This window comes from Gimesia aquarii (assembly GCF_007748175.1).
GTDB lineage: Bacteria > Planctomycetota > Planctomycetia > Planctomycetales > Planctomycetaceae > Gimesia > Gimesia aquarii_A.
In genome coordinates this window covers 6,439,952-6,458,485 of record NZ_CP037422.1, presented here as the reverse complement: position 1 = coordinate 6,458,485, position 18,534 = coordinate 6,439,952, and the positions used below count along the sequence as shown (strand labels likewise).

General features: G+C 44.0%; 12 protein-coding genes. 6 read left to right on the top strand and 6 right to left on the bottom strand.

Annotated features, from left to right (window positions below):
- Positions 1-111 precede the first annotated feature (111 nt).
- From ruvB to V202x_RS24390, 6 genes are all read left to right on the top strand, one after another.
- Positions 112-1,182 carry a Holliday junction branch migration DNA helicase RuvB gene (ruvB, locus tag V202x_RS24415; RefSeq protein WP_145179414.1) on the top strand — a complete coding sequence of 357 codons (1,071 nt, stop codon included), beginning with the start codon at positions 112-114 and terminating at the stop codon, positions 1,180-1,182.
- 30 nt (positions 1,183-1,212) lie between these two features.
- A complete protein-coding gene (mnmG, locus tag V202x_RS24410) occupies positions 1,213-3,045 on the top strand; it encodes a tRNA uridine-5-carboxymethylaminomethyl(34) synthesis enzyme MnmG (protein ID WP_145179413.1) in 1,833 nt (610 codons plus the stop codon).
- A gap of 553 nt (positions 3,046-3,598) precedes the next feature.
- Entirely contained in the window at positions 3,599-4,183 is a 585-nt protein-coding gene (locus tag V202x_RS24405) for a response regulator (protein ID WP_144988164.1), read from the top strand.
- An 81-nt stretch (positions 4,184-4,264) separates the two neighbouring features.
- Positions 4,265-5,509 (top strand): sensor histidine kinase, encoded by a 1,245-nt coding sequence (locus V202x_RS24400; protein WP_197993079.1) that lies wholly within the window; start codon positions 4,265-4,267, stop codon positions 5,507-5,509.
- 184 nt (positions 5,510-5,693) lie between these two features.
- Positions 5,694-7,856, top strand: a complete 2,163-nt coding sequence (locus V202x_RS24395; protein WP_145179411.1) for a Na+/H+ antiporter NhaC family protein — start codon at positions 5,694-5,696, stop codon at positions 7,854-7,856.
- Positions 7,857-7,946: 90 nt separating this feature from the next.
- Entirely contained in the window at positions 7,947-8,972 is a 1,026-nt protein-coding gene (locus tag V202x_RS24390; RefSeq protein WP_145179410.1) for a dihydrodipicolinate synthase family protein, read from the top strand.
- 20 nt (positions 8,973-8,992) lie between these two features.
- Here V202x_RS24390 and alaS read toward each other — a convergent pair whose 3' ends face one another.
- The 6 genes from alaS to V202x_RS24360 all read right to left on the bottom strand — a co-directional run bounded on the left by alaS (position 8,993) and on the right by V202x_RS24360 (position 18,453).
- On the bottom strand, positions 8,993-11,620 hold the full coding sequence (gene alaS, locus V202x_RS24385; RefSeq protein ID WP_145179409.1) for an alanine--tRNA ligase: 2,628 nt from the start codon (positions 11,618-11,620) through the stop codon (positions 8,993-8,995).
- A gap of 11 nt (positions 11,621-11,631) precedes the next feature.
- Positions 11,632-13,236, bottom strand: coding sequence for a trypsin-like peptidase domain-containing protein (locus V202x_RS24380; RefSeq protein ID WP_145179408.1), 1,605 nt, complete (start codon positions 13,234-13,236; stop codon positions 11,632-11,634).
- Positions 13,237-13,435: 199 nt separating this feature from the next.
- On the bottom strand, positions 13,436-14,506 hold the full coding sequence (gene recA, locus V202x_RS24375) for a recombinase RecA (RefSeq protein WP_145179407.1): 1,071 nt from the start codon (positions 14,504-14,506) through the stop codon (positions 13,436-13,438).
- Between the two features lie 301 nt (positions 14,507-14,807).
- Positions 14,808-15,359: a class IV adenylate cyclase gene (cyaB, locus tag V202x_RS24370; protein ID WP_197993078.1), complete on the bottom strand. Its 552-nt coding sequence runs from the start codon at positions 15,357-15,359 to the stop codon at positions 14,808-14,810.
- A gap of 1 nt (position 15,360) precedes the next feature.
- Positions 15,361-17,004, bottom strand: coding sequence for a multiheme c-type cytochrome (locus tag V202x_RS24365; RefSeq protein ID WP_145179405.1), 1,644 nt, complete (start codon positions 17,002-17,004; stop codon positions 15,361-15,363).
- Between the two features lie 189 nt (positions 17,005-17,193).
- A complete protein-coding gene (locus V202x_RS24360) occupies positions 17,194-18,453 on the bottom strand; it encodes a DUF1573 domain-containing protein (protein ID WP_145179404.1) in 1,260 nt (419 codons plus the stop codon).
- Positions 18,454-18,534 lie beyond the last annotated feature (81 nt).

Sequence of the window (18,534 nt, the reverse complement as noted above, 5' to 3'; positions counted from 1 at the left end):
GAGCTCTCTTGTCTGGGTTTTACGGCAAGGGAGTTCTTTTGCTATGATATCGGCAATTGAACAGGGGCTGAGCAGTTCCTTAACACTGTACATGAGAACTTGGACAATAGCATGGTTCGTGAGCCCGTCATTAAGGGGGAGGATGACCCGGAAGACGATTTTTCCGGGTCGGAAGATACTTGGCATACTGGCTATATGGCCGATGATGCAGAGTATGATGATGCGCTACGACCTCAAAGGCTTAGTGAGGTTGTTGGGCAAAGACAGGTTGTTGAACGATTAGAAGTTTTCCTCGACGCGACCAGAAAACGAAATGAGCCATTGGGGCATCTCTTACTGGATGGTCCACCCGGATTAGGAAAGACAACTCTTGCCTCTGTGTTGCCCAAAGAACTGGGAACTGAGTTACAAATTACTTCCGGACCTTCATTAAGTGCTCCCAAGGATCTGTTGCCTTTCTTGACAAATGCCAGTCATGGTTCGTTTTTATTTATTGATGAGATTCATCGTATGCCGGCGACAGTTGAGGAATTCATCTATCCCGCCATGGAAGACTTCCGGGTTGATATTACACTAGGCGAGGGTCTCAATGCCCGCACGGTCAATATGAAGTTGCAAAAATTCACAGTCATTGGTGCAACAACACGTAGTGGTATGTTAACAGCTCCATTACGCGACCGATTTGTACGCCGAGAACATTTGGATTTTTATGAAGACGATGAATTGATCGAAATTGTCCGGAGAAATTCGAAGAAGCTGCGGACTGAAATTTCTGATGATTCCGCGTTTGAGATAGCCAGACGCAGTCGCGGCACTCCGCGTAAAGCCAATAACCTTTTACGTTGGGCACGTGATTTTGCCACAAGTAAAGCTGATGGAAGGATCACAACCGAAGTTGTGAACCGTGCGTTTGAGATGTTAGAGATTGATCAGCTTGGTCTGGAACGACAAGACAGGCGCTATCTGGAAACTCTTATCAAAACATTTTCTGGCGGACCTGCCGGAGTTCAAGCACTTGGTCATAGTTTGAATATTCCTGCAGATACATTAGAAGATGAAGTTGAGCCATTTTTATTGCGATGCGGATTTATTCAACGTTCTCCCCGCGGCCGAGTCGTCACAATGTCAGCATTAGAACATCTCAAAATGTCGTTACCCGATTCGGGTAAACTATTCAGCTAAGACAGATCTTTTATTTTACAAAGCAAAACTATGAGTCCGTCGGTTTACTATGAATATGATGTGGTTGTCGTGGGAGCCGGGCATGCAGGCTGTGAAGCAGCATTGGCTGCAGCACGTTTAGGCGCAAAAACCGCACTCTTAACTATGAACTGCGATACCGTTGGTCAGATGAGTTGTAATCCTGCAATTGGAGGGGTTGCTAAGGGGCAAATTGTTCGTGAAATCGATGCCCTTGGTGGTGAGATGGGACGTGTGATCGATGAAACGGGAATTCAGTTTCGCATGCTCAATCTTTCTAAAGGTCCTGCTATGCATAGTCCACGTGCGCAAGCAGATAAAAAGGCCTATCAATTCTGCATGAAATGGAAGGTTGAGCAACAGGAAAATCTGACTCTCAGACAGGAAATGGTCAAGGGGCTGATTGTAGAACAGGATCGGATTTCGGGAGTGATAGTTCATGGCGACGCACAATATCATTGTCGTGCAGTGATTCTCACAACAGGAACATTCCTGCAGGCAATTATGCATACGGGAGAAGCTAAGACCAAAGGGGGCCGCGCTGGTGAAGGGACGACAGGAACTCTTTCAGATAGCCTGGTTCATCTTGGGTTTGAGCTTCAGCGTTTTAAAACAGGAACCCCTGCACGGTTGAACGGTCGTACGATTAACTTTTCAGTGCTCGATGAACAACCTGGAGATGAAGATCCCCAACCGTTTTCGTTTATGACAGAAAAAATAAATCAACCGCAAATGTCTTGTTATTTGACAGAGACGAATGACTACGTTCATAAGTTGATTAATGAAAATCTCGACCGAGCACCGATGTATTCTGGTCAGATCAATTCTACAGGGCCACGCTATTGTCCTTCGATCGAAGATAAAGTAGTACGTTTTGCAGAACGTGACTCTCATCAGATCTTTCTTGAACCAGAAGGGCGTTATACGAACGAGTATTACTGCAATGGTATTTCTACAAGTCTACCGCGTGACGTGCAAGACAAGATGATTCATTCTATACGAGGGCTGGAAAATACCGAGATTATGCGGTATGGCTATGCTGTTGAATATGATTTTGCGACTCCTACTCAGTTGAACCCAACCCTTGAAACGAAACAAGTAGAAGGCCTCTACTTTGCAGGCCAGCTTAATGGCACAACTGGTTATGAAGAAGCCGCTGGTCAAGGATTGTTAGCCGGGCTAAATGCGGCATTGAAAATTGCTCGCAAAGATGATTTTATTTTAGATCGGAATGAGGCTTATTTGGGAGTTCTGATTGACGATCTTGTTACGAAAGGAGTGGATGAGCCGTACCGCATGTTTACTTCTCGGGCAGAATTTCGTTTATTACTGAGACAGGATAACGCCGATCGTCGTATGACGCCTGTTGGTCGTCGTATTGGTTCTGTTTCTAACGAACGTTGGCAGAAATACCAAGCGTATGACACAGAACTCAAAAAGGCTGCCCAGTTTATTCAGAGCACTCGTTATCAAGGCAATACTTTGGAAGAGTGGCTTCGTCGTCAAGATATTGGTTGGACTCAAATTAGTGAGTTTGCACCAGCATTGGAGGACTTTCACTTCTCAGAACGTGCCATACAACAGACGCTGATTGAAGTGCAGTATGCTGGATATATCCGTCGTCAAACTGCCGAGATTGAGAAGCAGAAAAATGTTGAAGCACTGCACATACCTGACCATATTGATTACCAGGTTGTTCCTAATTTGCGTAATGAAGCCAAGGAAAAATTATCTCGAGTTAAACCCAGAAACGTGGGACAAGCAGGTAGAATCAGTGGCGTCACCCCGGCTGATTTAACAGTGCTGGTACTATATCTAAATAGCTCAAGTCGAATGGCGACTTAAATCCTTACAATTTAGCAGCATATTTCTGTTTGAAGCCTCCAGATATATCTGTTTTTTTTGATATGTTCAGGTGGGTCTTGAGAAAGTCTATCTGAATTTATAGTATGAAATAACTGGTCTAATTATGTGTAAGTGGTTACTTCGTATGTATTTATTTCAATTATTGGCTCAAGTCCCGGAATGCGTGTTGACCATATCGTCAGAATAGATACAATCGGAGTTATTGATAATACTGGTAAAGTCAAGCGGTATTGAAAGTTTTGGCGTTTGTATCTATGTAGGATACTTGTGACGTCTGGAAAATCAGTAGCGTTTGGCAAGTAAACGGGCCACATGACTGCACCTTGGAGGATGCGGTTTTTTATCAGTTTACTTGGATTCAGGTGAATAGATAAGAGGCTGATTATGGAGATGTCAGTTTCATGCAGAGGTAATGATGAACGGGTCATCGCTATCAATGCGCAGGGGCTCGGTTATTGCATGTTGTAATAACCTTAAAGCGCTTGGTCTTTCCTGCTCAATTGAGCGGGTCTTCAAAGGATGGATGAGCAATATGAAAACGGTTTTTACCACAGGCGAAGCCGCAAAGATTTGCAAAGTGAGTCAACAGACGATTATCCGCTGTTTTGATTCGGGCCAATTAAAAGGGTTTCGGGTGCCCGGTTCTCGCTTTCGCAGAATTCCGCGCGACGTCTTGTTTAAATTTATGAAGGACAACGGAATTCCTACCGATGCCTTGGAAAGCGGAAAGCGAAAAGCTTTAATTGTTGATGATGATGAAGAGCTGGTAGAGTTAATCCGAGATGTACTGGACGCCGATTCCCGGTTTGAGATTCGAGTTGCCAATAATGGCTTTGATGCTGGGATGATGGTGAAGGAATATCACCCTGATATTATTATTCTGGACGTTATGCTGCCGGACATTAACGGTAAGGAAGTTTGCCAGCGAGTTCGCTCTGACTCCTCTATGGATGATGTGAAAATTATCTGTATCAGCGGTATGGTTGAAGCAGACAAAATTGATGACCTGAAAGCTGCAGGTGCCAATGACTTCATGCAGAAGCCGTTTGAAGTAGAACAATTAGCAGACCGTGTTTGCACGCTTCTGAATCTGGAATCAGTTCACGCTGCCGGTTAATTTCGGGATCACACAATCATCAGTTTCATGATGGTCGGGTTTTATTCCGATCGTCATGAATTCTGTTGTATGGAGTATCAGATGTCGAGCGAAGCCGGTATCGTTGGTGGTCAATTACCGGATGCTTATTATAGACGTTTGTTTTCACTGGTTCCTGCGCGATCTCTGAGCTCCGTGATCAGCGAATTGTCTCTAGTCTGGTGTGAAGCAACGGCTGCTGAAGCAGTTTATCTTGCCGTTTTAGAGCGTGAGAACTTAAAATTATCTGCTGGTATTTTTAGATCTTCTGAAAATGAAGCTCATTGTTTTAATACTGATAGCATAGAGCTCTCAAAAGATCGTCCGATTACAGAGCAGACTCAATCTGTATTTGAACAAGGGCAGTTATTGAGTCAGATTTCCGAAACAGCATTCGATTATTTTTCATTTTCATGTGATCAAGCTGAGATTGCAGGAGTCTATGTTTTTTCTTCAACGAAATTAACAGATGAGGTTCCTGTTATTTCACAGTTGATAAATTTGAGTCAGCGATTGTTATCTCAAGCATTGGAACAAAGACTACAGAATTATTCTGCTTTAAAAAGTGGAAATCTTCCTGAGCCGAATCAGAATTTAAGCTTCGGACAAAAAATTGTACCCAGTTCAGATAAGCTGGAAGCGATGGCTGAATTTGCAGCCGGCGCCGGACATGAGATTAACAATCCCGTTGCTACGATTGTAGGGCGTGTGCAGATGCTGCTCAAAGAGGAGACAGACCCACAGCGCAGACAGTCTCTGGCAACAATTGGAGGGCAAGCTTACCGCATTCGGGATATGATTGGCGATGCAATGTTATTCGCTCGACCGCCTGCGCCTCACCCCGTTTCACTCAATTTGCAAGAAATGACTCAGGAAGTTTTAAACAGTTTGAACGAAAAAATTTCCAAAGCTGGCGTTGATGTTTCTATAAAGCTTTCGAGTTTGCTTGCAATCTGGGCTGATGAAGTTCAGTGGAAGGTCGTTCTCAGTAATTTGATTCTAAACAGCTTGCAGGTTCTTAAAACTGGTGATTGTATTGAGATTTCTGCAGAGGAAATGACACAAAATTCGATTCGTATTATGCATATCCGAGTCGTTGATGACGGTCCGGGGTTAACAGAACAAGAGAAAGAGCATTTGTTTGATCCATTCTTTTCTGCAAGACAAGCCGGTCGGGGGTTAGGATTTGGCTTATCGAAGTGTTGGCGAATCATTTCGCTTCATGGTGGATCAATAGAGGCGGAAGTGAATGCAGACCGAGGAATGACATTTCATCTTTACTGGCCAATTGAAGGTCCGAAAGAATAATGGCTTCATTAAGTAACAAAAGGCTTAAAGGGATATAAATCAAGCGACTTTCTCCAAATCATCGCTTGCAGATCAGACAGGGATCGGTTTCAATATAGCCAGCAGGACGTTTGGAAACTATGATTTCGTGTGAGCTTGATCTTTTTGAACCCTTCCTTTATTTGATTAAGCAGCCTGAGGGACGATGGCGGCGATTCAATCCTATCTGATAATTTTGGCAAGTTTCTTAGGGCAGTCTGAGAAGATCTCGGATGTGCCTCTACAGAAAGAGCCTGCAAGATATACGATTGAAGCTCCGGATGTTACCGTCATCGGCATCCCTGTCAGTAAAGTAACCATCCGTGCTCTCACTGTAGAAGGGGAATTGGATAAGGAATTCTCTGGTCATCCCCAGGAAATTCTTGGTTTGGAGCTTTGGGTTAAAGGGGTTGATACTGCGTTACCTCCTTTTAAGAACGGTATTTTAGAATTAAAGACCGATCTGACACAAAACCAGAAGGTCTTCATTACTCAGGATCTGATTATTGTCGATCCTGACATTCGAGGTACAGGTTCGTTAGAGGTTTATCGTATCTCAAAATGGCTGAGTTTATTGCCTCCCGTCTTAGCTGTTGTACTGGCCATCTGGTTTCGAAATATCATTCTTGCTTTGCTGGTAAGTGTCTGGAGTGGCGCCGTTATTTTAGCGCACGGGAACTTGTTTCTCGGATTTGTGCATACTCTGGATACTTTTGTAATCCATGAGATTGTAGAGCCAGGCAATCCTGATAATTCCCATTTGATGATCATCCTGTTTACGATGTTCCTTGGTGCAATGGTAGGAGTCATGTCTGTGGGGGGAGGCTCCGCTGCGTTAGTAAACAGGCTGTCAAAATACGCGTCTAAACGCGAACACAGTCAGCTCATGACCTGGTTCTTGGGACTCATTATTTTTTTTGACGACTATGCAAATTCGTTGTTAGTGGGAAGTTCGATGCGGCCAATGACTGATCGCATGAAAGTCTCTCGCGAGAAGCTTGCATTTCTCGTCGATTCAACTGCTGCACCTGTATCAGGAATTGCCATTATCTCAACGTGGGTTGGGGTGGAAATTGGTTATATAGCAGATTCCTATGCTAGTTTGGGAATGGCAGAAGACTATTATACAACTTTTTTATATAGCCTGCCGTATCGTTTTTATCCGTTACAACTATTAGCCTTTGTTTGGCTGGTTGCCTATTTGGGGCACGATTATGGTCCGATGTTGAAAGCAGAAGTACGAGCAATTGCATTTGACCAGGTCATTCGGCCAGGGCGAGTCAATGTCGTTGAGGCAGAAACAGTTGCAGAGCAGGGGCAATTGGCACATCGCCTGTTATTGCGAAATGCATTGATTCCTCTATTCGTCTTGCTGGGACTAGTAATGATTGGGCTGATGTGGACAGGGACAATTGAAATCGAACGCCTGAATGTTGAGCGGTTCGAGTCGGGACAAACTTTGTTGCAAAAGAATTTTCGAACTGTTTTAGAACATGCGTCACCAAATCGGGTCTTGCTGATCTCTTCGTTCCTGGCTTCAATAGCCGCTATTGCTAGTTGTAGTTTTACTAGAGTACTCTCATTAAATGAATGTGTTGAAGCCTGGTCAGCTGGAGCTAAAAGTATGTTTCTGGCAATCTTGATCCTGGTATTAGCATGGTCCATTGCCACAATTTGTGATGCGAGCCATCTAGATACAGCCGGAGTTTTAGTGGAGTTGCTCTCAGGAAGCCTTTCTCCGAACTGGATGCCAACAATTACATTTCTATTGGCTGCGGCAGTCAGCTTTGCCACCGGTAGTTCGTGGTCAACCATGGGACTATTGATGCCTTTATCGATTTCTGTGACCTACAGTCTTTTAGTTCCCTTGAACGAAGTCGATCCCAACCATCATTTGATGTTAGGAACGATTGGAGGAGTTTTGGCAGGTGCTATTTTTGGTGATCACTGTTCTCCCATTTCGGATACGACGATACTTTCATCCGCAGCAGCTGGTTCGGACCATCTAGACCACGTTCTTACACAGATGCCTTATGCGATTACTGTTGCTGTTATCTCATTAGTATTTGGTTATATTCCCGTTGGTTTTGGTATTCAGCCATACATACTCTTGCCTGTAGGTCTCATTGTATTATTCCTGATTCTGCAGTTTTATGGACGCTCTGGAGAGGCTGAGGCTGAAAAAATTCTGGAGGCCGGTATCAGCGCTGAGGAATTTAATAATCCTAATCATGAAAAAGACGAAGAGGAGAGTGAATTAACGAATAAGGATGAGGAAGAACCTGATCAGCAGGATGAGTCTGAAGAAGAGCCAACGGAAGCGGACTGAAACTGTGTTCTCTCATCGATTTGTATGCTATAATTTTCCTATACTCTGTAAACCAGCAAGTTTTGTTTTTATGTATAGGTAACCCTCAGGATGCAGCCCCAGTCAAAACTTAGTGGAATTTTTACTCCAAACCTTGTTCCCTACGATTCTAAAGGCGAAATTAACGAACCAGAATTACGCCGCTATATTGATTGGCTTATTGAAAAAGGTGTTCACGGCCTCTATCCCAATGGTTCTACCGGCGAATTCACTCGGTTTACTCCCGAAGAGAGACGTCGGATTGTCGCCATCATTGCCGACCAGACGAAAGGTCGTGTACCTATTCTGGCGGGGGCCGCTGAAGCGAATGTTCGTGAAACAATCAAAGCCTGTGAGTATTACCATGGGTTGGGAATTCGAGCTGTCGCGATTGTTGCCCCGTTTTATTACAAGTTGAGTCCTGCTTCTGTTTATGCCTATTTTAAGGAAATTGGTGATAATACCCCCATCGATGTAACGCTCTATAACATTCCGATGTTTGCCAGCCCGATTGATGTTCCTACCATTCAACGCCTTTCTGAAGAATGTGAGCGTATCGTAGCGATTAAGGATTCATCGGGTGATATTCCCAATATGATTCGTATGATTCAGGCTGTGCGGCCTAACCGTCCGGAGTTTTCATTTCTGACTGGTTGGGATGCGGCGCTAATGCCCTTATTGCTTAGCGGAGCAGATGGTGGAACGAATGCCAGTTCAGGAGTTGTTCCTGAATTAACTCGTAAGCTATATGATATGACCCTCTCAGGACAACTAGATGAAGCACGTCGTATTCAATATGACTTATTGACATTATTTGATACGATGATTTATTCGGCAGAGTTTCCTGAAGGCTTCCGCGCTGCAGTGGAATTACGTGGCTTTAGCATGGGAGAGGGACGCCAGCCAATTACACCAGAGCAGCAAACCGATATCTCTACCTTGAGCCGAACACTGCAATGCATGCTTTCAGAGCACGGTTTTACAAATGAACCGATTGGAGGCTGTACTACGGGAATTACAGAAGACCTAAGTAACAGCGATGTTTCTCAGATAGTGCAACGTGTCGTGGCCGAACTCAATCGGCGTAAGCTGATTTAAGCCATTTCAACTGAGAACGACTAGCCTTCCAGCTTATTGCGATAGTAGCTTGAGCCTGTAGAAAGAGCCTCTTCCAACTTCTCGGGATGTTTACCGCCGGCTTCTGCCATATCAGGACGTCCACCACCGCCGCCTCCGACAACTTGCGCAGCCGCTTTAACGCAGTCACCGGCTTTGAGTCCCTGCTTGACCAGATATTGATTGACGGCAGCCATTAAAGCAACCTTATCATCAATAACGGTACCCAAGATCAGGGCAACATGTTTTCCTTTTTTACGCAGATGATCTGCTAATTCACGTAGCTGGTCTCGCGAAGCATCTTTTGCATAATATGCAACAATTTTTACATCGTTTACAGTGGCAGCATTTTCCAGTAGTTTATCGGCAGTACTGGCCAGTGATTTGCTGGAAAACTTCAAGAGCTGCTTTTTAGTTTCGCGTAGTTCATCCTGCAAGTGTGCAATGCGATGAGGTAGTTCGTCCACTCGCGGTGCTTTGAGTTGCACGGCAATTTCCTGGAGCAGTTTTTCAGTATTTCTCGTTTTTTCCAGTGCTTTAGGACCTGTCAGGGCGTGAATACGTCGAACGCCTTTGGCAACAGGTTCTTCGCTCACAATTTTGCAGAGACCCACTTGCCCTGTATTAGACAGGTGAGTGCCCCCACAAAGTTCAATGCTAAAATCTCCCATTCTGACGACACGCACATTGTCTGGATATTTTTCACCGAACAGAGCCATTGCACCAAGATCGCGGGCAACTTGAAGTTTCATCAGCTCTGTCGTGACATTGGCACCTTCTGAGATACGCTGATTGATGATATCTTCAATCTGACTGATTTCTTCTGAAGTCAGTGACTTGCTATGCGAGAAGTCAAAGCGGAGCATATCTTCTTCAACTTTCGACCCGCGTTGCATTGCGTTTTGGCCTAAAACTGATTGAAGACCATGGTGTAACAAGTGCGTTGCCGAATGGGCACGTTGAATTCCTGATCGCCGGGGCTCAGTTACTGTTGCTTTTAGTGTTTGTCCCTGATCGAGTTTACCCTTTAAAAGGTGTCCGATGTGAAGAATCAATCCACCATTTTTCTGTGTGTTAATGACTTCAAAATGTATGTCATCTGATTCTATGAAACCGGTATCGCCTACTTGTCCACCTGCTTCTGCATAAAAGGGAGTTTGATCAAGCACTAGTACAACAGGGTGGGCGTGTCCTTTTTCAACGAGTGATTCCACTAGCCTGTCTTCAGCAATAATCCCAACAACTTTTGCGTCTGCTTCTGTGGTTTCGTAGCCTTTAAAAACCGTATCGCTGGTCGTTTTGTGTAATGCCGTTAATGGACCTTCTGACATGACTGAGTCTAGAAAGGCACCACTACCACTGCCTTCTTTATGTCGCTGCATCAGAGTATCAAATTCAGCACGGTCTACGGAAAGATTATTTTTGGCAGCGAGTGCTTCAGTGAGTTCAATTAGAAATCCATCTGTCTGATGAAGGTCAAAGACCTCTTCGCCAGAGATTTTTGAGAGCCCGTTCTTTTCGGCATTTTTGACGAATCCTTCGAAGCGTGTCAGTCCTTTTCCAATGACACCCAGAAATTGTTCTTCTTCCTCCTTGATGATGCGCTGCGCATTTTCAACCGTTTTTGCTATATCCGGATAAGGTGCTTTCATGATCTCGACTACGGACGGGACAATCTGGAATAGAAATGGTTCATGTTTTCCTAATAGATAGCCTTCCAAGAGTGCACGGCGTAGTAACTGCCGAACAACATAACTCTCTTTCTCACTGCCTGGATTCACGCCTTCATGAATACTAAAGGTGACAGCGCGAACGTGGTCTGAGATACGGCGGAGCGGGCGACCTGCTGCTGATTCGAATTGATAATTCGTTCCCACAGCATCGCCGGCTGCCAAACAGAGTTTTTTGAGAGTGTCAATTTCAAAGTTACTGGGGACTCCTTGCAGGACCGAGGCTGTACGCTCTAATCCCATGCCAGTATCGATATTTTGTTTAGGAAGTGGTTTTAAATTATCAGGGGGATCTCCCACGCGATTGAATTGAGTGAAAACAAGGTTCCAGATTTCTACATTATCTTTTCCACCATTAGGATGATAAAAAATTTCACTGCAAGGACCACAGACACCATCAGGGCCTAAGGAGGGTGCACCTGCAGGCCAGAAATTTTCGTGTTCATTTTCACGGCTGATTCGATTCGAGGGAACTTTAATTTCATCGTGCCAGATATTGTAAGCTTCATCATCGTCCTGGTAGACCGTTACAGATAGCAGGTTAGAATCCAGACCCAACCATTTTTTATCAGTCAGGTACTCCCAGGCCCAATGAATTGCTTCACGTTTAAAGTAATCGCCAAATGAGAAATTTCCGAGCATCTCAAAAAATGTATGGTGGTAGGGAGTCACTCCCACATTTTGAATGTCTCCAGTGCGCAGGCACATCTGGCAGGTTGTAGCTCGGGTAAATTCGAGTTTACCAACACCCAGAAACTGATTTTTAAATTGATTCATTCCTGCGGGAGTGAATAGCACGGTACGGTCATCACGTGGGACCAATACATCTGAAGGTCGTCTAACACATCCTTTTTCTTCAAAGAAGGAGAGATAACTTTCGCGAAGTTCGTCTGTTTTCATTGCTTTTAAGATTACTTAATTGGGGGAAGGATAACTTTTCGGCCATCCAAAAGTTGTAATGTTACTTGTTGTGAATTGCTTATTTTTTGTACTTCCTGATAAAACAAATCAGGTGTCTTGATTGCTTGATTATTAATATGACTTATAAACGTCCCTTCTTTAAGACCAGCAAGTTGAGCGGGACTTTCTGGATCGATATGGGTCACTACGACTGCAGGTGGGTAACTGAACGGACTATATGTAAATTTGCTGCGCGCTGTGGGGTAATCAACTCTCAGTCCGCGCCAGAGTGGGTGGCGGTATTGAGTTTGAACTATCCCTTCATCGTCAACCACTGGCCATTTTCCTAGTTTCACTGTCAGAGTCAACTCACGCGGTTTTCTTCCTCTTAATATTTGAAGCTTTACTTCATTTCCTGCTCCTGCTTTGCCTACTTCCCGCATTAACTCCAGATGATTTGTCAATTTTTTCCCATTGATTGATAGAATCAAATCATGCGGTTGCATGCCGGCCAATTGGGCAGGGGAATGTTGTTTCACATTGATGGCAGATACATAGAAGGGATCTCGGAGCGGCGAATTTCCAATAAAATTGTGTCTTGCCTGACTACGCTCAATCGTAGTTGGCTGGATACCGAGAAAACCGTATTCTGCTTCCAGTCCAGCAGAGAGGCTGTTAATGATCCGCTTTGTCGAATTATCGATGGGAATGGCATAACCTGTCGACTTTTCATATCCGTCTAATGCCGCCAGTGATGTTGTAATTCCAATCAGATTTCCATCTAGGTCCAATAATGCACCACCACTGGTCCCCAGATCAAGACGTGTATCAACCTGTAATAAAGTTCCAAAATGGTGCAGTGTTTCTTCTTTGGCAATTTCTTGATCAAAAAAGTGTTTTTTTACAGGAACAGGAAATCGGTGAAAGTTACTTACAATTCCCCAACTGGCACTCGGTGAGCCATCGCGGGCAATGGCATATGGATTTCCCAAAGCAATCACAAATTGACCCTTCCGAATCGATTCTGTGTTTCCGTATTTAATGGGGGTCAGTGATTGGGCATATTCTCGAGGAAGATCGCGCGCCGGGACGAGGACAGCCAGATCACTACGCGGGTCAGCAGCGATAATTTCCGCATAGAAGCCCCGTCGATTGACTGTGTGAATATAGATACGATTTTCAGGAATTGTCTTTTGCCCTTCTACAGGGCCCCCCTGTGTCAGATGATAATTCGTGAGGATCAGAGTTCGCTTCTGATTTGTTGAATCTGGAATTAGTATGCCTGAACCAAATTCGTTAGGAATAAAACTCAGATTCTGTGGGTTTTGCGATTCATTAAACTGTTGATTAGGGTCCAATCCAAAAGGAGCAGGGACACGAGATTGGAATTGTTGTTTTTTCGTTTTGATTTTTGAAATCGCAACGACGGACTTTTCAGACTTTTCAATGGCTGTGATCAATTGTTTTTCGACGGCAACAGCAATGGCTCTCGCGTCCAGCCCTTGCGCATGTAGTGAATTACTTTTTTGAGGTGGAAAGAGAAGCAGGCCACTCACCAAAGCCAAGATGAACAACGCCTGGCTTTGAGCAAATTTTGTGGATTGATCATCAGACATTTGTTGCCTTAGTTCAAATTAAAAAACTTTTATAAGTGCTATAGGAAAACATTTCCTACTTGGTTTGGATTAAATAAACGCTAATTTTACAGTGTTTCTGGAGAGAACCCAATGCAAAACGACCTTGAATACCACGTTCGGACTCAAGGTCGTTGAGGGAATTGTCACGAATCACTCATTTGGTAGAAAGATTGCCAGATCAGGCTTCCACTGCTTCTGAAGAAGGAACCAGCCCTTGAGCGATTAGTACTTTCTGTTTAATTTCCTGACAGAGTTCAGGATTTTCTTCTAAAACTGTCTTGGAACGGTCTCGACCTTGCCCGAGTCGCGTTTCTCCATAACTGAACCAGCTACCACTCTTTTTGACGATTTTATTTTCAGCAGCCAAATCTAGCAGGTCCAATTCAAAGTTGATGCCACCAGTACTGAGCATATCAAATTCAGCAATTCGGAAAGGAGGGGCGATCTTATTTTTGACAATCTTGGCTTTCATACGTATGCCGGTAACCGTATCGCCATCTTTCAGCGTCGCCACACGGCGAACATCCACACGCACAGAACTATAAAACTTCAGAGCACGACCACCAGGTGTTGTTTCGGGGCTACCAAACATGACACCAATTTTCTCACGAATCTGGTTGATGAATATCACGGTCGTTTTGGACTTAGAAATAGCTCCTGTCAACTTTCGCATGGCTTGACTCATCATGCGGGCCTGGAGACCAACGTGGGTATCACCAATCTCGCCATCCAGTTCTGCTTTGGGAACTAATGCAGCGACCGAGTCGACGACGATCACATCCACAGAGTTCGATTTGATCAGCATTTCGGCAATTTGCAGCCCCTCTTCACCATAAGTAGGCTGACTAACCAATAATTCCGAGATGTTGACTCCGAGTTTTTTAGCCCAGATTGGGTCGAGTGCATGCTCAGCATCAATGAAAGCGGCGATGCCTCCTTCTTTTTGTGCATTTGCGATCACATGTAATGCGAGTGTGGTTTTACCACTTGATTCCGGGCCATATAATTCAATAATCCGTCCGCGAGGAAAGCCGGTACCACCTAGAGCCAAGTCGAGTGAAAGGGCACCACTAGCGATGGCGGGGACAACTTGCGCATTGTCTCCCGTTAATTTCATGATGGCGCCTTTACCAAAGGCCTGCTCAATTTGCCCGAGAGCATTATCAAGCATTCCATCAGGAGTGGCGGAACCGTTGTTTTGAGTTGTGTTTGTACTAGCGGCTCGTTTTGATCGTGCCTTTGCAGCCATTGAGGTCTTCCTTCAATAATATGACAGTTGCCCCGCAATTGAGAATGAGTTCGTCAGGCGAAGCAAGTGCCTAATTTGTCGAGAATTGCGGGGACGTCATTATTGAACGCCGTCTCGACCCATAGATTTAAAGGGAAATGTCTATTGTGGACGAATATATACTAGCAAGTTTTTCTCCTGTCACAATAGAAAACATGAGAGAAATATATCTGACAGTAATTATTTCAGAATTCAGCCAATCTGAAAAGGAATAAATCACAGGAAAGATTCAAAATTTGCAAGACACTGTTAGGGGACCAAATTAAGGTTTATTTTCAAGCAACATCCCTAAATAAGAATTCCGAATCGGATTGGATAATCCCAAAGATCTTGCCAATTCAATGATGGCTTCTTCCGCATTGGTGAGTTCAGATTCCTCTGCCATTAATTCAATTTCTGCAAAAGTTCCGAGTTCTTCCACCTCGTCTATCGTAATTTCAAAAGTATGTTGGCCGTGTGAATAGCTGAAGGGGGTGCGTACTTTTTTGACAGCTTTGAGAGGTTGAAACCCCAGAATTTCAAGCATTTCCGCCAATTGTTCAAATGCGCGTTGACCTGACTCAAATTCCAGTTCAATCTCCTGACGCACTTTGCTGATTGTTGAGAGTTTTGGGCCTTTATACGTGATTCGATTATTGGACCCGTTACAGCGAATACGAATTGCCTCGTCTGTCTCAGCAAAATTACGGGTAGGATGTGCAAAATAGTGATCTTGCTGTTTCAGGGAATTTACACGGCTGGCGCCAATATGCTTGAGTTGTTGTATCAGATTGTTTTTGTCAGAGATGGCAAATTTTTGTTCTACTTCCAGCATTTTAATCCCGCCAGGGGTGTTTGACTTTTTCCCAATAAGAGTCAAATTCGAAATTGGGGCTATTGTCCAGATCGTGGCACTGATAGCAGGTTTTCTTTTTAGCTTCATCCAGTGTAACCCGCATCACTTTTTTGGCTTCTTCGAGTTTGTCCATATCGACTAGTTCGATGTGTCCACTTCCAGGACCATGGCAGTTTTCGCATTGCTGTCCCAGTAAATGCGGAGATTCTTTTTTGTTGACAAAACCACTTTTATAACGGATCACATCCTGTGGATGCCAACCGGTGACATGGCAGGAAAGACATTCTGGATCATAGATACGTGAAATGACGTTCTGCCCTTTCTGGTCTTCTCGGCCGGTGATGAGACTTTCGTAAGCATGAGCATGCGCGGTAGTGAGCCATTTTTCATATGCTTTTGTGTGGCACTCACCACATGTTTCTGCCCCAACATATGTCGCGCCGCGTGGATGGTCAATGGGTAGCTCCTTCGCAGCCAAATCTTCTTGTTTCAGACGATCTTGATAAAATTGCATATGCTCGGCCATACGTGGTGTGTCCTGAAAGCGTTGCTTATCAAGTTCGATCACCGTGAATCGGAATCGTTTAGATGGATCATCCTTGGCTGCGCTTTCTGGATAATAACCAACGACGCCGGCATTTTTTCCTTTATGACCAACATCAACCATCATCGTTTTGCCGATAAATGTTGGTTTCCCAATTGGATCTTCCACACCGCCGGCGGTCAACAGGATATCAAAAACGGGAAGTTTTTCAGCGATGGACTTTGATTCTTCCTTGTCCGATTGAGAAAGCAGAACCATCAAATCAGGTTTCGCTGCTTGCATTTTTTTAATGACTTCTGGTAGTACTTTAACTGGTTCTTGCCAAACGATATCGGGGACTTTTTCCATCCGACTTTTTCCAATGATGGAAGTCACAGCAATCTTCACCCCACCCACTTCAATAATTTTGAAATGGCTTTTACCCAGATCGGGAGTCTCCAGAATAAGAATATTAGCTGCCAGAAATGTGGGCGTTGTGTTAGGAGATGCTGGTTCTGGGTTATGCAGTTGCAGGAAAATATCAGCACCAAACCGAAGTTCTTCAGGACCCAAACCTATACCAGCATACTTCATGTCTTTCATTGATGCCAAAATGGTCTCATATTTAATCTGACTTTGGCGGCGGTTTCGTTTGACAAGCCCCCCTAGATCAAAGGCAGTCACTGGCCATTTTTGATCTTCGATCTTTTTGACAAGATTAGCAAGTAGAGAAACGCCTCCAGTTTGATTTTGGGTACAGCCACAAGGTTCGAGGTAACCACGACGTTCACCGGTAAGTATGATTGCCAGCTTGGGAGCAGGCCAGTCTTTAAAAAGAGGTCTTGGAGAACTTTTGGAAGCTGATTTGTGATGGCCAGATTCCGTTTTTTGATGTGTCTGTGCAGCAGAAGTCTTTTCAGCAGTGTCGGTCGTAACGGGTTTTTCTGTCTCAGAATGTGCTGACTGGTTTTCAGTGACTGTTGAATCTGAATTCTTTGCTATAGGGGGGGAAGATAGTTTCTTTTCGCAACCAACCAGCAAGAGAATGCTAGCGAGCAGGGCAACCCGATAATGATGCTCTGAGTTTCTTTTATAAAACATTCAATGCAACCTTCCATGGGAATGTATGAGGGGAATAAACACAATAAGAAGCCCTCTTCACCTATTTTAGTTCATAGCATGGTATTGCGTCAAAGTAGATCTGGCTCCAGCCCCGGATAGTTCAGGTATTAAAGTCCAAAAAATGAAGTATCTTCAATTGGGAGCGCTAGGATATTAAAGACATTTAGTCTACAGCGAGATAAACCGAACACGGAAGTTGATCTCTTTTGCGTTCGGATGGTTGGTCTGTAACTTTACATTGGCTAAGTTCCCTCGACCAAATGACATGGAAGGTTTTCCAGCTGGTACTCCAAATTTCAGTTCGTAGCGTTGTTTTGTTTTCGATTGAAACTTGTCATCTTTTTTGAGTTCAAATTTGAGAAAATCAGGTACAATTTCCTGACTCAATATTTTCAAGGGTTGTTCTGTTCCTTCCACAAACATGGAAAGTGTAACTTCTTTTCCTTCCTTAGAATCAAATTCCCCCAGATTAAGGACCATGGTTTTGGGATTCCAGTGAACTCCAAAAGTGGGCACAATACGAATGGGCCCCGTGTGATTTCCTGAGACTTGAATCACAAATTCCTTGTACTCTGCTTGTTCATCATGTTTATGATCATGACCATCATGATCAGCATGTTTGTGTGCTTTGTCTGGCTTCTCAGATTTCAAATTATTAGGAATGTCTGTTTTGACAGTCAATCGTTCCATAAATCCACCAAGTGGAAATTTATTGGGGTCTCCAGTAATTTTTATTCCATATCCAGATTTGGCATCAACTTCTTTTAATTCTTCTGGAGTAAGTGGTTTCGAGGAAGAAGTTAAACCGGGATTACTAGATATCATCTCTAAGATTTTAAAATCATCGAGATACTTGGTATGAATTTTTCCCGTGAACGATACAGGCTCTTCGGTTGACATGACAGGGAGAGACCAATTCGGGCTACCCAGTGAATCACCAGTGAAGGAAATCAGGTTATTGACTGTGCCTTCGATTTGTAATTTCATTTCCTGGTTTTTAGGATCATTGGTCCAAATCGTCGCAGTTTGCCCAAAGGTTTCTTGTGGGGTCTTCGGCGTCCAGATGAGTTCGATTTCAATTGACTCGCCTGGTGCGACCGCATTGTCTTTCATTTCACTGAGTGTGCACTTGCAGGTTGTATTTCCTTTTTTCACCTCCAGTGGAGCTTCTCCCTCATTTTTTAGCACAAATTTATGTGATAGAGATTGCCCAACTGCCATTTCTCCAAATTTATAGAGTTCTTCATCTACAACTGCTTTAGGGTAGGGACCGGTCTCTGAAACTTGAGGTCGGTCATCTTCTACCGATTTTTGCGGGTTCCCAGAATTTCCGGTCTCTAGTGTGCTGTTACCTCTTCCTAACCAGATAGTTCCTGCAAGAGCAGCAATTAAAACAACAATGGTTGTGAGAATAGCTCGAAGATTCATATTTACACCAGCGATGAATTTATTAATTGAGATTATAATACGAAAACAAAATCAGGTAGCAAATACATTTCAAATCACTTG

Coding starts and splice junctions, on each gene's coding strand:
- V202x_RS24360 (WP_145179404.1), bottom strand. CDS start 18,453: ATGAATCTTCGAGCTATTCTCACAACCATTGTTGTTTTAATTGCTGCT.
- ruvB (WP_145179414.1), top strand. CDS start 112: ATGGTTCGTGAGCCCGTCATTAAGGGGGAGGATGACCCGGAAGACGAT.
- V202x_RS24380 (WP_145179408.1), bottom strand. CDS start 13,236: ATGTCTGATGATCAATCCACAAAATTTGCTCAAAGCCAGGCGTTGTTC.
- alaS (WP_145179409.1), bottom strand. CDS start 11,620: ATGAAAACAGACGAACTTCGCGAAAGTTATCTCTCCTTCTTTGAAGAA.
- V202x_RS24405 (WP_144988164.1), top strand. CDS start 3,599: ATGAAAACGGTTTTTACCACAGGCGAAGCCGCAAAGATTTGCAAAGTG.
- recA (WP_145179407.1), bottom strand. CDS start 14,506: ATGGCTGCAAAGGCACGATCAAAACGAGCCGCTAGTACAAACACAACT.
- V202x_RS24390 (WP_145179410.1), top strand. CDS start 7,947: ATGCAGCCCCAGTCAAAACTTAGTGGAATTTTTACTCCAAACCTTGTT.
- V202x_RS24395 (WP_145179411.1), top strand. CDS start 5,694: ATGGCGGCGATTCAATCCTATCTGATAATTTTGGCAAGTTTCTTAGGG.
- V202x_RS24365 (WP_145179405.1), bottom strand. CDS start 17,004: ATGTTTTATAAAAGAAACTCAGAGCATCATTATCGGGTTGCCCTGCTC.
- cyaB (WP_197993078.1), bottom strand. CDS start 15,359: ATGCTGGAAGTAGAACAAAAATTTGCCATCTCTGACAAAAACAATCTG.
- mnmG (WP_145179413.1), top strand. CDS start 1,213: ATGAGTCCGTCGGTTTACTATGAATATGATGTGGTTGTCGTGGGAGCC.
- V202x_RS24400 (WP_197993079.1), top strand. CDS start 4,265: ATGTCGAGCGAAGCCGGTATCGTTGGTGGTCAATTACCGGATGCTTAT.